This is a genomic window from Pseudomaricurvus hydrocarbonicus (assembly GCF_011602365.1).
GTDB classification, from domain to species: Bacteria; Pseudomonadota; Gammaproteobacteria; order Pseudomonadales; family Cellvibrionaceae; genus Pseudomaricurvus; species Pseudomaricurvus hydrocarbonicus.
In genome coordinates, this window is sequence record NZ_JAAONZ010000003.1 from 84,198 (window position 1) to 97,200 (window position 13,003).

Annotated in this window: 12 protein-coding genes; 1 reads left to right on the forward strand and 11 read right to left on the reverse strand. The window is 57.0% G+C overall.

Annotation, left to right across the window (positions count from 1 at the left end; genetic code table 11):
- Positions 1 to 20: 20 nt before the first annotated feature.
- A complete protein-coding gene (locus G8770_RS04965) occupies positions 21 to 1,475 on the forward strand; it encodes a TrkH family potassium uptake protein (protein WP_208022063.1) in 1,455 nt (484 codons plus the stop codon).
- A gap of 169 nt (positions 1,476 to 1,644) precedes the next feature.
- Here the strand turns inward: G8770_RS04965 and G8770_RS04970 are convergent, their stop codons facing one another.
- The 11 genes from G8770_RS04970 to G8770_RS05020 all read right to left on the reverse strand — a co-directional run bounded on the left by G8770_RS04970 (position 1,645) and on the right by G8770_RS05020 (position 12,986).
- On the reverse strand, positions 1,645 to 2,022 hold the full coding sequence (locus G8770_RS04970) for a YkvA family protein (RefSeq protein ID WP_167182616.1): 378 nt from the start codon (positions 2,020 to 2,022) through the stop codon (positions 1,645 to 1,647).
- A gap of 268 nt (positions 2,023 to 2,290) precedes the next feature.
- The gene (locus G8770_RS04975) at positions 2,291 to 3,712 is read right to left on the reverse strand and encodes an NAD(P)(+) transhydrogenase (Re/Si-specific) subunit beta (RefSeq protein ID WP_167182619.1); all 1,422 of its coding nucleotides are present in this window, start codon (positions 3,710 to 3,712) and stop codon (positions 2,291 to 2,293) included.
- 12 nt (positions 3,713 to 3,724) lie between these two features.
- A complete protein-coding gene (locus G8770_RS04980) occupies positions 3,725 to 4,009 on the reverse strand; it encodes an NAD(P) transhydrogenase subunit alpha part 2 (RefSeq protein WP_167182622.1) in 285 nt (94 codons plus the stop codon).
- 11 nt (positions 4,010 to 4,020) lie between these two features.
- Entirely contained in the window at positions 4,021 to 5,283 is a 1,263-nt protein-coding gene (locus tag G8770_RS04985; RefSeq protein ID WP_341771079.1) for a Re/Si-specific NAD(P)(+) transhydrogenase subunit alpha, read from the reverse strand.
- Between the two features lie 734 nt (positions 5,284 to 6,017).
- Positions 6,018 to 6,800, reverse strand: a complete 783-nt coding sequence (locus G8770_RS04990) for a hypothetical protein (protein WP_167182628.1) — start codon at positions 6,798 to 6,800, stop codon at positions 6,018 to 6,020.
- Between the two features lie 234 nt (positions 6,801 to 7,034).
- Positions 7,035 to 8,261: a beta-ketoacyl-ACP synthase gene (locus tag G8770_RS04995; RefSeq protein WP_167182631.1), complete on the reverse strand. Its 1,227-nt coding sequence runs from the start codon at positions 8,259 to 8,261 to the stop codon at positions 7,035 to 7,037.
- Positions 8,261 to 8,986: a 3-oxoacyl-ACP reductase FabG gene (fabG, locus tag G8770_RS05000; RefSeq protein WP_167182634.1), complete on the reverse strand. Its 726-nt coding sequence runs from the start codon at positions 8,984 to 8,986 to the stop codon at positions 8,261 to 8,263. Before fabG ends, G8770_RS04995 begins: the two co-directional genes overlap by 1 nt.
- A gap of 124 nt (positions 8,987 to 9,110) precedes the next feature.
- Entirely contained in the window at positions 9,111 to 9,557 is a 447-nt protein-coding gene (locus G8770_RS05005) for a hotdog family protein (protein WP_167182637.1), read from the reverse strand.
- Positions 9,554 to 10,870 carry a beta-ketoacyl-ACP synthase gene (locus tag G8770_RS05010; RefSeq protein WP_167182640.1) on the reverse strand — a complete coding sequence of 439 codons (1,317 nt, stop codon included), beginning with the start codon at positions 10,868 to 10,870 and terminating at the stop codon, positions 9,554 to 9,556. Before G8770_RS05010 ends, G8770_RS05005 begins: the two co-directional genes overlap by 4 nt.
- A 38-nt stretch (positions 10,871 to 10,908) precedes the next feature.
- Positions 10,909 to 11,739 (reverse strand): DUF3261 domain-containing protein, encoded by an 831-nt coding sequence (locus G8770_RS05015; RefSeq protein ID WP_167182643.1) that lies wholly within the window; start codon positions 11,737 to 11,739, stop codon positions 10,909 to 10,911.
- Complete coding sequence (locus G8770_RS05020; RefSeq protein ID WP_167182646.1) at positions 11,736 to 12,986, reverse strand: NAD(P)/FAD-dependent oxidoreductase; 1,251 nt, start codon at positions 12,984 to 12,986, stop codon at positions 11,736 to 11,738. Before G8770_RS05020 ends, G8770_RS05015 begins: the two co-directional genes overlap by 4 nt.
- Positions 12,987 to 13,003 lie beyond the last annotated feature (17 nt).

A 13,003-nucleotide genomic window follows, 5' to 3' on the forward strand; every position in this document is an offset into this window, starting at 1 on the left:
CAGCAAAATGGAAAGGCGAGATGATTAACAGTAGGGCAACGGTGTACTTGCTGGCTTTCCCGATTGGCCTGATGGGTGTCGTGCAGGGTGGGTTTGCGCTGCTGTCGCTGATTGTGTTCCACGATCATCAGGAAGTCCCTTTTCTGGAGCCGTCGGTGGCCATGATGGTGACGTCGGTGATGTTGTTTGCCAGCGCACGGGGCACTGACAACACCAAAATCGGATTTCGCGACGCGCTGTTGTTCGCCACGTCCACCTGGATCATTTGTGGCATTCTTGGGGGGGTGCCGATTATTCTCACCACCGGCGTGTCCTTTACGGACGGTGTCTTTGAATCCATCAGTGCCCTCACCACCACCGGCGCAACGATCCTGACCGGCCTGGACGACATGCCCCGCTCTTTTCTTTTGTACCGCCAATTTCTGCAGTGGCTGGGCGGGTTGGGGGTGGTAATTTTTGTCGTCGCGGTTTTGCCCATGCTGAACGTGGGTGGCATGCGGTTGTTAAAAGCCGAAACGCCCGGTCCGATTAAGGATGACAAGCTCTCGCCGAGAATTGCCAATACCGCGCACTACTTATGGCTGGTCTATGTGACCATCACCCTGATGTGCACGGTCAGTTATTACGCCGCCGGTATGACTGCCTACGACGCCCTGGCTCACAGCCTGAGCACGGTGTCGACAGGCGGTTTCTCTACGCACGATGCCAGCATGGGTTTTTTTGACAGCAGCCTGATCCTGGCCATTGCCAATGTCTTTATGGTGCTGGGGGCCATCAGTTTCGCCATGCATTTCAGAGTGGGGCGTGCGAGTGCTCCGCGACTCTATTGGCAAGATGAAGAGACCCGCAGTTTTCTGCTGATTGTGCTGTGTATGGGACTGCTGATCACACTGCTGCTGTTGGCTACGCAACAGTACGAGGATGTGGTGACGGCTTTCAGCGACGGGGTGTTTATGTTGATCTCCTTTATTACCAGCACGGGGTTTGGGGTGCCGGGCTTCACGGACTGGCCGCAGGAAATTGCCTTGCTATTGGTGATTGCCGGCTATCTTGGCGGGTGCGCGGGCTCAACCGCCGGGGGCAACAAAATTATCCGCAATATACTCAGCGCCAAACTCATTCTGATTGAGATGCGGCGCCTGATTCACCCCAGCGGGGTTTTCAGTTTGAAGTACCAGGGTCGCACGGTGGAGCCCAGTGTCTTGAGTGCGACGCTGGCCTTCATGGCCATCACCGCCATCAGTACACTGTGCATTGCCATTGCGCTGATGATCACCGGGCTTGATTTTTGGTCCGCGTTTACGGCGGTGGCGGCCTGTTTGAATGTGCTGGGGCCGGCTTTTGGCGAATTGGGTAACAATTTTCAGCCGGTTTCGGATGCGGGCACCTGGATGTTGTCGGGAGCGATGATTTTGGGGCGACTGGAATATTTCACCGTGTTGGCCTTACTGCTGCCGGGCTTCTGGACGCGTTAAAGGGGCTCTCTTTGGTCCGACCTGCGGCTGTCGCGCCGCGCTGGCTGCCATCTTGGCGCTTGCTTGTGGGGGGCGCGCACATGAAAACCTCAGTCACAAAACAGCCTCATACTCAGGACCGCCTCATCCCCAAGACAACCTCAGCCGCAAGAGAGAGCGGCCCGGGGCGTCAATCAAACCACCGCGCCAGCTTGTCCCGGGCTTTTTCGGCATGCTCTTTTTTAATGTGCTTGGCGATGGCTGCGGTGGCCGCCACCAATACTCCCAGGTCGTCGGAGTAACCGATAAACGGGGATAAATCCGGAATGGCATCAAGGGGGGCAATAAAATACCCCAGCGAGGCGTAGACGGTGGTTCTCGCCCAGGCGGGTGTGTCGGGGTCCTGTGACGCATAGTAGAGCTTGAGCGCCGGCTCCAGCACACCCTCGCCGGCGATGCGGGCGTACTTTTTGGTTTTACGCCAGAAGCCGGTATCGGAGTATTCGTTTTCGAAAGGGTTTGCGGTGGTGGTCTCGTCAGTGCCTTTGCGCGCTGTCTGTTTGGTCATGGGAGCTCCCGTATCGTGACTGCCTGCAGTCGCTGACCTGCAACAATATCTACAGTGTAGCTTGTGGGGGTGGCTGAGGGGACGGTTTTAGAGGGGACAGTTTAGAGGTGACAGGTGAGAGGGACAGTTTAGAAGTGACAGTTAAGGGGTGGCAATTAAGAGGTGGCAATTAAGAGGGGGCGGGTGTCTGTGCCAAAAAAAACGGGGGAGCCGCACGCTGCGGTTCCCCCCGTTGGTTGAGTGGCTAATGCCTTGGGTTAACCGTCACTCAGTCACTCAGGGACTTGGTCAGCTCAAGGATAGCCGTCTTGCCGTCGCCAAACAGCATCAGGGTGTTGTCTTTGGCGAACAGCGGGTTAGGCAAGCCGGCAAAGCCTGCCGACAGCGAACGTTTCACCACAACCACCGTTTTGGCTTTGTCGACGTTCAGAATGGGCATGCCATAGATTGGACTGCCTTTGTCTTCACGGGCCATCGGGTTGGTGACGTCGTTGGCACCAATGACGATAACCACATCGGTTTGCTCAAAGGTCGGGTTGATATCATCCATTTCCTTGAGTTTGTCGTAAGGAACTTCGGCCTCCGCCAGCAGCACGTTCATGTGACCTGGCATACGACCGGCCACCGGGTGAATGGCGTACTCCACTTCGATGCCTCTCGCTTCCAGCGAGTCACCGAGATCGCGCACGGCGTGTTGTGCCTGCGCCATGGCCAGGCCAAAGCCGGGCACGATGACCACCCGCCGAGCGGTTTCCAGCAGCATGGCCACTTCTTCCGGCGAACTGGCTTTGACCTTGCCGGCATAGACTTCGTCGGCATCCATGGCTTCGCCCGCTTCCGCCATCACACCAAACAGCACGTTGGTCAGGGAGCGGTTCATGGCTTTACACATGATTTGCGTCAGGATAATACCGGATGCGCCCACCAGCGAGCCGGCGATGATCAGTACGCTGTTGCCCATCACAAAACCGGCCGCCGCCGCTGCAATCCCGGAGTAGGAGTTCAGCAGGGCAATCACCACGGGCATGTCTGCGCCCCCGATAGGCATAACCAGCAGGATGCCCATGATGAAGGCAGCCGCCACCATGACCCAGAACAGCTGGGTTTGGGTCGGATCGACGGTGAGATAGCCAATGATACTGATGGAGCCGATCAGCAGGATCGCGGTCACCGCTTTCATGCCCGGAAAGCCTTTCGGCTGTCCGCCAATCAGTTCCTGCAGTTTGGCAAAAGCGACAAAGGAACCCGTCAACGTCACGGCACCGATAAACACGGCGGCACCGGTGGCGATCATGGCAAACGTTCCCATGCCGCCGCCGACAGCGTGGTCGGTGAGTTGAGCCAAAGTACCGCTGGCGGGCTGACTTTTTATAAACTCGGCGGCAGCGACGGCCAATGACGCACCACCACCAAAGCCGTTTAATGCCGCAATCAATTGTGGCATGGCCGTCATCTGGATTTTAACCGCCAGCGTGGCACCGATGATGGCGCCGACAATCGCACCGGCGACAATCCATTCATAGCTCACCACGGAGCTGTTCAGCAGGGTGACGACAATCGCCACCAACATGCCGGAGGCGGCCAGTTGATTGCCGCGCACGGCGGTTTTCGGTTTGCTTAAGCCTTTGATGCCGAGGATAAACAGCGCGGCGGCAACAATGTAGGCGATTTCAATAATGTTCGGATTCACTGTGCAGCCTCCTTAATCTTTGCGCTTGAACATGGCAAGCATACGGTTGGTCACCATAAAGCCGCCAACGACGTTGATGGTGGCCAAAGCGACAGCCATAAATCCCAGAACGTTGATCAGGGTTTCGTTGCCGCCGTGACCCGCTGCCAGGATGGCGCCCACCAGGGTGACCCCGGAAATGGCGTTAGAGCCTGACATCAATGGCGTGTGCAAAGTCGGGGGAACTTTGGTAATCAGTTCAATGCCCAGGAAAATTGCCAGCACAAACAGTGTGACGTGAATGATCGAAATATCCATTTGGGGTCTCCTTAGGCTGTAGTTGATGAATCGGTTGATGAATCGGTTGAGGAATCAGTCGCCGGCAGTGCGGGCAGCCCCAGCAGGTCACGCATGCGGGGGTGAGGCACGTCACCATTTATGGAAACCACGGTCTCACGGATGATCTCGTCTTCGAAATCGAGGTTCAGTTTGCCATCCTCGGTGATCAGATGATTGAGCAGGTTTTCGATATTTTTGCCGTACATCTGACTCGCGTGAGTGGCAACGGTCGAGGCCAGGTTGTTCGGGCCGATGATTTTTACACCGTTTTCAATCACCACTTCACCCAGTTGAGTGAGTTCGCAATTGCCGCCTTTTTCGGCCGCCAGATCGATAATCACAGCACCAGGCTTCATGCTTTTAACCATCTCGGCGGTGACCAGAATCGGGGACTTTTTACCCGGTACGGCCGCGGTAGTGATGACCACATCCTGTTGTGCCAAAACGTCAGCCATGGCCGCTTGCTGGGCTTTAATGAACTCGGCGGACTGTTCCTTGGCGTAGCCACCCGCGCTCTCGGTGTCTTCGGCCTGGATGTTCAGTTCGACGGGTTTGGCGCCCACCGACAAGATCTGCTCGCGCGCCGCAGGACGTACATCGTACGCCTCTACCACAGCACCTAAACGTTTGGCGGTGGCACAGGCCTGAAGACCGGCGACACCCACGCCCATGATGAAGACCCGAGCGGGATTCAGTGTTCCTGCCGCGGTCATGTTCATGGGGAACATGGAGGCCAGTTCACTGGCGCCGATCAGCACGGCTTTATAGCCGACAATCATGGCATTGGAAGACAGCACGTCCATCGCTTGCGCACGGGTAATACGAGGAATTAATTCCATCGCGACACCGGTAACCTGCTTGGCCGCCAGCGTTTGCGCAAACTCCGGATTGGCCAGTGGGTCCATCATGCCGACCAGAATTTTGTTGCTCGGCAATTCGGCCAGATCACTGTCGCCGGTTTTTAAATTCAGCCCGGGGGTTTGAACCTGCACGATAATATCGGCTTGTTCAAACACGGCGGAGCGATCTGCCAGCGTTGCTCCGGCAGCTGCGTAGGCATCGTCACTGTGACCCGCCGCAAGACCTGCGCCGCGCTCAATCATTACCGAGCGGCCTTTTTTTACTAGCGCGCTGACGTTCTGTGGTACTAGACCAACCCGGCATTCACCGGGGCATGTTTCTTTGGGTATTCCAATGATCACTGGGTGCCCTCCGTTCTCTGTTAAAAGCTGTTCTGCTTTGAATATCCACACACCGGCCCTTTGCTGTGTGTGATCGTCGCAAAGGGGAGTCTCAGGTGTGGCGGTTAATTAATTCAATTAATTAATTATTAACACGATCCCTGTCCTGACAAATCTTTGTTTGTTATTCAGTGTTTGTCCGTGAAGCCAATCAGAGCTTATGACTGCCCTGTAAATTTTGGCGGGAGATTAATGTAAAGCAATTCAGCGTCATTGTCTGCTATAGAAAAGTGTTATTCCTGCCATTTCATGTGCAAACGAGCCATTTTTTCTCAGGAATACTGCAAATTGGTGCTCTGGCAACGAGTTAATGGGGTTGCGTTGCTCGCTTGTAGTGCTTGTAAAAAAGTAACGTGTAAAACCGCCGTCACGTCTTAGGCAGAGAGGTTTGTTATCAGCTATCAGGGCACGCTTATGGAAGGGATAAGTTGCTACTGATGGTGCGGTTCATTTTTAGGATTCAATCTTCAGAAAATTTTATTGAGTTAAATCACGCGCATTCGGAGTGGTTTATTGGCGGGCGGGAATAACTTGACTGCCGCGGCTGGCGCAATTGCCTTTAGGGGTTGAACGTCAGTCAGCAGTTTGGCGTGTCGTTTGTTTTTTCAATGACTTCGGTCGCGGCTTTTTGAATGCTGCGAGAGGGCGTGTGGCAGGCGTTCCGTCTGTGGGCGGAGAGTGTGTTCGGGGACCGTTGGATTTGCAGCATGCCGGCAGCCAATGCCGGCATGTCTGGTGATCGACGGTTACAGCGGTTTGTCGAAATAGCGCAGATATTTTTGGGCGTACTTTTTCAGCTTTTTGTCGGCCGCATTGTTGGCGACGGCGGTGACGGTCGCTTTATATTGTTGCTGGCGAGAGCCGGCTAATGCCTTGCAAACCCATGCCCAGGTGTCGGTGAACAAGGCGTTCTTTGGATTGAGTTTGTAATTCTGCTCCAGTGCCTGTTGGAAGCGATTGAGAATCTCCGGGTTGTAATTGTGGGAGTAATGAACCCGTTTGGCCGCCAGGCGTTTTAACTCCAGATCCTGACTGTTGAACATCGCCGCGATACGGTTTGTCTCGAGATCCCATTGCTCGTTCCAGTGTGAACTGTTGAGGATTTGCGGAGTGAGACGTGATTGTAAGGGCAAAAGTTCAACGGCCTGTTGGGAATATTTTCTCAGCTTTTTGGACTTTGCCTCATCGGCGACCAGCGTCAGCGTTTTGCGGTATTTTTCGTTGCCTGAAAAAGCCAGGGCTTTGCTCAGCCAGGATAAGTGGTCGACATCGGTTTTATGGGTGGCGCTGCTGAAGTCAGCCAGCAGTTTGGTTTCGATGATGTCAAACAAACGGGGCTGGTTGTACCCCGCCCATTCCAGTTGCTGGGCTATTTGTATTTGTGCGGTTTTATTGTTGCCTTCAAATGTTTTGATGTACGTGTTGAGTTGTTGTTCTGCGCTGGCGGGTAAAGCCTGAGCGTTCAGTGATAAAAAACTCAAGCAGGCGATCACACTGAGTAATTTAGCGAGAGTGAATGTCCTTACCATGTTATTGCTCCTTAGTGAGTAACCGGGGTGGTTTTTTAGCTCGGGGTTCCGTTGCATTTTAGTGCGGGGATTCAGTTGTATTGAGTATATCGTTTGTGGCGTGAGACCTGAAGATGACGTGTTCGGAGAGGGGGCGACGTCGAGGCTGACGCTGTTGCTAATGTGATGAGTGGATACCGACTTCGGTGCATTCATTAACGAAGTCGGTACCGGGTTGCTATTAATCCAGTCGATTTAGCGCCAGCGTTTAAAAATCAACGAGGTGTTGATGCCGCCAAAGGCAAAGTTGTTGCTCATGACATATTCAGTGTCGAGGCTGCGATGCTCTCCCATGATGTAATCCAGATCGGCACATTCCGGGTCGATGTGGTCGAGGTTGGCGGTGGCGTGTGCCCAGTTTTCATTCATCATGTTGATGCTGGTCCAGGCCTCTAGCGCGCCACAGGCGCCGAGGGTATGTCCGGTGAAGCTTTTCATGCTGCTGATGGGCGTGCGGTTGCCGAAAATGTTGTAGGTGGCAGCAGACTCGGCGATGTCGCCGCGATCGGTGGCGGTGCCGTGGGCACTGATGTAACCAATCTCGGAGGGCGCAAGCTTGGCGTCATTGAGGGCCAGTTGCATGGCCGCCTGCATGGTGGAAGCTTGAGGCTGGGTCACGTGGGTGCCGTCACAGTTGGTGCCAAAGCCGACAATTTCGGCGTAGATGGTCGCCCCCCGAGCGAGGGCCGAGTCGAGGTCTTCCAGAATCAAACTGCCGGCACCTTCGCCAATCACCAGGCCATCGCGCTCTTGATCGAACGGACGCGGTGATGAGGCCGGCTGGTCGTTACGGGTGCTGGTGGCATAGAGGGTATCGAACACGGCAGCTTCTGTGGGGCACAACTCTTCGGCGCCGCCGGCAATCATGTATTGCTGTTGGCCATAGCGAATCGCTTCGTAGGCGTAGCCGATGCCCTGGCTGCCAGACGTACAGGCACTGGAGGTGGTGTGGACTCGCCCTTTGAGGCTGAAGAACACGCTGATGTTCACCGGTGCGGTGTGCGCCATCATCTTGATGTAGGAGTTGGCGTTGAGGCCGTCGGTGCTGTGATTCAGCAGCATGCGGCCGAAATCGGTAAAGGCGTGGGTTGAGCCCGCCGAAGAGCCAAAGGCAACCCCCATGCGGCCGTCTTTAATGGACTCGTCTTCCAGCAGCCCCGCATTTTCCAGGGCCAGCTCCGAGGCCCGGGTGGCCAGCAGGGCAATGCGACCCATGCTGCGTATGGCTTTGCGGCTGTAATGGGCGGGACGCTCAAAGTCCAGAATGGGCGCTGCCAGGCGGGTGTTCAGTCCGTCGTAAACGTCCCAGTCTTCCATATACCGAATACCGGTTTGCAGCTGTTTTAAATTGTTGGCGACGCTGCTCCAGTCCAGACCAATAGGGGACAAGCCTGCCATTCCGGTGATAACCACTCGTTTCATTAGCACATACCACCGTTCACAGAGATGACCTGGCGGGTGATGTAGCCGGCATCTTCCGACATCAAAAAGCTGATGGTTGCCGCCACTTCTTCGGGTTTGCCCATGCGGCGGGCCGGAATCAGTTTCATGGCTTCTGCCACCGGGGCTTCGCTCACCATATCCGTTTCTATCAGGCCGGGCGCCACGCAATTCACGGTAATGGAACGTTTGGCCAGTTCCAGCGCGAGCGCTTTACAGGCGCCAATCAAGCCCGCTTTGGAAGCGCTGTAATTGACCTGGCCGCGATTGCCCATGACGCCGGAGACTGAGGACAGCACGACAATACGACCCGGTTTACGGCGGCGTACCATGGGCATCGTCAGTGGATTGAGGACATTGAAAAAACCGTCCAGGTTGGTGTGCACCACCAGATCCCAGTCCTCACCGCTCATGGCGGGAAAGGCGTTGTCGCGGGCAATGCCGGCGTTGCAGACGACACCGTAGTAGGCGCCGTGCTCTTCCACATCATTGAGCAGCGCTTTGGCGGACGCCTCGCGATCGGCAATGTCGAACTGCAGAATGCGCACCTGACGGCCAAGGTTTTCGATGCCTGCTTTGACCTGTTGCGCTTCGTCCATGCCGGAGCGGCAGTGTAAGACGATGTGGTAACCGTCCCGGGCCAGGCGCAAGGCAGCGGCTTTGCCGATACCGCGACTGGAGCCCGTTACAAAAATGGTTTTGTCCATAATCTAGCCTTCAATTCGGTTGTTTCTTATCTCGTGTTTCTTAACGTCACCAGCGATTCAGCCGGCATGTGTTGCTTAACCCGGTCGCGAGTCTGTGAGCGGTCAGGGCCTGAGCGGTTAAAGCTCACGCGTTTTCCAAAAAATCGTTCACGTTGTCGGGCTGGAACACATTGAGGCTCGCCTCTGCAGTGATCTTGCCTGCGGCAATGTGGCAGACAAAGACTGCCAACCCATTGTCGGCTTGCAGTTCCTGCGTCACCGTCACGGTCAAGGTGCAGCCCAGGGGAAAGTAGGGCGCATTGCAGGTGTATTTTCGCGAGCCGACCAAAAAGCCAATGCGGATTTCCCGGCCTGCGGCTTTGGCTTCGACCCCGGCAAAGGCCGCAATGGCCTGGGCCATATACTCAATCCCGATCCATGCGGGCACCCCTTGTTCGGTGGCAAACAAACTGTCTCGGTGCAACCTGACTTCAGCGGTCAGACTGTCGCCGGTTTGATCGGTCACGGCATCCAGCAGAGACATTGTACCGGAGTGCGGCACCAGTTCGAGAATCTCGTAAGGGGGCTTCACTGTGTACGCTCCAGAATCAACGAAATGTTGTTGCCGCCAAAGGCGAATGAGTTGCTCATGGCGGCCCTGATAGGGTGGTGAGGTTGCGATTGAGGGGGCGACGGTTGATGCCGCCGTTGCTCTGTCTGCCGGACGGCCTGCGTGACCAGATTCAAGGGGGCAATGTCCCCGTCCGCGTGCCCATCCCAGCGATGTACAGGCAGTTGGCCGCTGTGGTCGGTGAGGGTCAGCCAGCAAAAAGCGGCTTCGATGGCTCCTGCCGCCCCCAATGTGTGGCCGGTACAGGGTTTGGTCGAGCTGCAAGGCACGTCAGTGCCCAATACGAGCTGTACGGCCAGGCTCTCCATGCTGTCGTTTTGCGCGGTGGCGGTGCCATGCAGATTCAGGTAATCAATGTCCCGTGGCTGTAAATCGGCATCCGCCAGTGCCAGCTGCATGGCCCTGGCCGCACCTTCACCCTGGGGGTGTGGCGCTGAAATATGGTGGGCATCGGAACCCTCGCCGACACCGCTCAAACACACCGGGCCGGGCTGGCGGCTGACCAGAAATAAGGCCGCACCCTCACCAATGTTGATGCCATTGCGGTTGGCGCTGAAGGGGTTGCAGGGCTGTTCACTGACCGATTCCAGCGCAGAGAAGCCGTTCACGGTCAGCTGGCACAGGGAATCCACACCGCCGGCGATGACCAGGTCGCAGACGCCCATGCGCAGCAGGCGACGGGCGCTGGCCAGGGCTTTGGCACTGGAGGAACAGGCGGTCGACACCACGTAGGCAGGCCCCTGGATATTGAGCCAGGAGGCGAGAGTGATTGCCGGGTTGGCGATTTCCTGTTGCTGATAGGCAAAGTCATGCGGTGGCGCGGATTTATCATCGCGCTGAGCGCTGGCTGCCGCCGGTTTGTCGCCAGGGGCGGAGGCTGCCTGGCGGGTAATGGCCGCTTCGCCTTCGGCAATACCGCTGGTGCTGGTTCCCAGGATGACCCCGATACGCAGCGGGTCAATGCCCTGGCGGGTTTCGTCGAAAGCGGCTTGCAGCTGTTGCATGGCGGCCGCCATCAAGCGATTGGTGCGGGTTTGTTCCAGGATGGAGCTGCCGGCAAGGGCGGGCAGCTCACGCTCAACCACGCCCAGTGGCAGAGGGCGACCGGGACTGTATTGGTCGGTGACCGTGAGAGGGCTTTCCTTCACCGCGGCTGCCGGAGTGCCGAACAGCTGTTGTTTGATGCGGTGCGGCTCATCCCCGAGGGCACAGACTAACCCCAGATGGTTGAGGTAGACCTTGGCGGGGGCAGCCGTGTCTGAAGGGTGGTTCATGCAGTGCTCTCTGTCTCGGTTGCTGCGCGGGCGCAGGCTCAGTCGGCAACCCCGGTCTTGTGGGGTGGGCTTGCCGGGCTTGGTATGGCCCGTGTTTGTTTCGCCGGAATGTGTGGTGTCGAAGTTTGTCCCGCTGAAGGGTGCGCAGACAAGGTCTCTCTGGAGATGGTCTGGATCTTCAGTTGGTAGCCTCTCAACGGGTGGGTAATGATAATGGATTCGAGGGGCTGCCCAGAAGGGCCTGTCGGAGAAATTTGCAGGTCCAGAGTCAATTGCCCGTTCAGCCAAAGTTCACGGCGCCCCGGATTGACCTGCCGGAGAGACCAGGGGCTGCCGCTGAGGGCCTGCTGGATACTGTGGAGCGGCCAGTAGGCCAGTTGCAGTTGAGCCAGAATGTCACGGCCCGACACTTCTTTGGGCAGCAGGGGGGAGGTTGTCCCTGTGAGCTGTTGGCCGTCGTAGCTGAGGGTCAGCAGTGTTTGCCCGGTGGGCGTCAGCCCGGCAAAGTCGAGTCGGGCTGGTGACACCGACCAGGCGGCCAGCAGGGTTTGGCCGCTGCGGTGGGGGGCGCGGTCATCGCGGGCGAGAGGTTGCAGCGTCACGCTTTGGGTCACTTGCCACTGTTGGCCGAAGGTCGCGGGCGACAGCAGTGGCAGTTCCGGCGGCCGCGCTGGCGTGATCCAGCTGCAGGCTGTCAGCCCGAAGGCCAGCAGGGCAAAGACTGCCCGTCGGGCCCGCTGCAGTGAAAACGTTAGGGCGCTTTCCCCCACGGGCCTGCGCCAACCGGTATGGTCCATAAACGGGCTTTGCAAACAAAAGCGTGTCAAATAACCGCGGCAAAACGAGACGGCAATGGCTGGCTTGCTCATGACAGCCGGCAGAGCTCGGCCAGCACATTGATGCGATGTTCGCTGTCCTTCACATAAGGGTTGTTGGTATCCCAGGCGTAACCGGCCAGGATGGAGCTGATCATCGCCCGCACTTCCTTGGACTGCTGGCTGGCGAAGATGATGTCCTGAAAGCGGCCGTCATACCAGGCTTCGACGAAAGCCCGGAAGGTGTCGACACCTGCGCGCAAGGGCTGTGCGTATTCGGCCTCCCAGTCTACAGCCTGTCCACGCAACTGCCGGTCCAGCACGTCAGCCGCCAGGCTGGCGGACTTCATGGCGATGGTGACTCCGGAGGAAAACACCGGATCGAGGAATTCACCGGCGTTACCCAGCAGCGCGAAGTTGGGTCCCCACAGCTGCGAGACATCGCTTGCGTAACCGGTGATTTCACGAGCGGGGGTGTCAAACCTGGCATTGGCCAGCAGTGTTTTCAGGCTGGGCTCGTCGGCAATGATGTCCGCCAGTCGGCGATTCAGGTCCTCATCGCGACCGTCAAAAAATTCACTGCGGGCAACCACACCGATGGAGCAGCGGCCGTGAGCGAAGGGGATCAACCAAAACCACACGTCCTTATGCTGGTAGTGAACGGTCACCCGAATTTTTTCACGATCAAAGCCGTCGTCGCTAATGTTGTCCTCAATGTGCGTAAACAGCGACGTTCTTGAGGGAAAATTGCTGGGGCGGTCCAGTTGTAACAGGCGGGGCAATACGCGGCCAAAACCACTGGCATCGAGGACGAATTGTGCGCTGATGGTATAGGTCTGATGGTGCTCATCTTCCACGGTTAACCGGGCAGGTGAAGTATCCTGGTCGATATTTACCAGCGTGTGTCCCCAGATAATCTCAACGCCCTGACGCTCGGTTTCCTGCGCGAGGATGTGATCAAACGGAGCGCGCTGTACCTGGTAGGTGGTGCCATGCCCGTCTGAAAACTTCTGACGAAAGTCAAACTCGGAATAACGCCCGGCATGGACAAAAGCCGCGCCGTTTTTGTGCTGGAAGTGGTGCTGGTCGGCGTGGCGGTGGACCGCATCAAGCAGGTTGGCCTGTGCCAGAAATTCCATGCACTGGGGCAATAAGCTTTCGCCGATGGAAAAGCGGGGAAAGTGCTGACGCTCGATCACCAGCACGTTATGCCCTTTTGCGTTGAGCAGCGATGCGGCCACTGCGCCTGCGGGCCCTGCGCCGATCACCACAATATCTATTTGTCTGTCGAGCTCACTCATGGATTGTTTATTCCTTT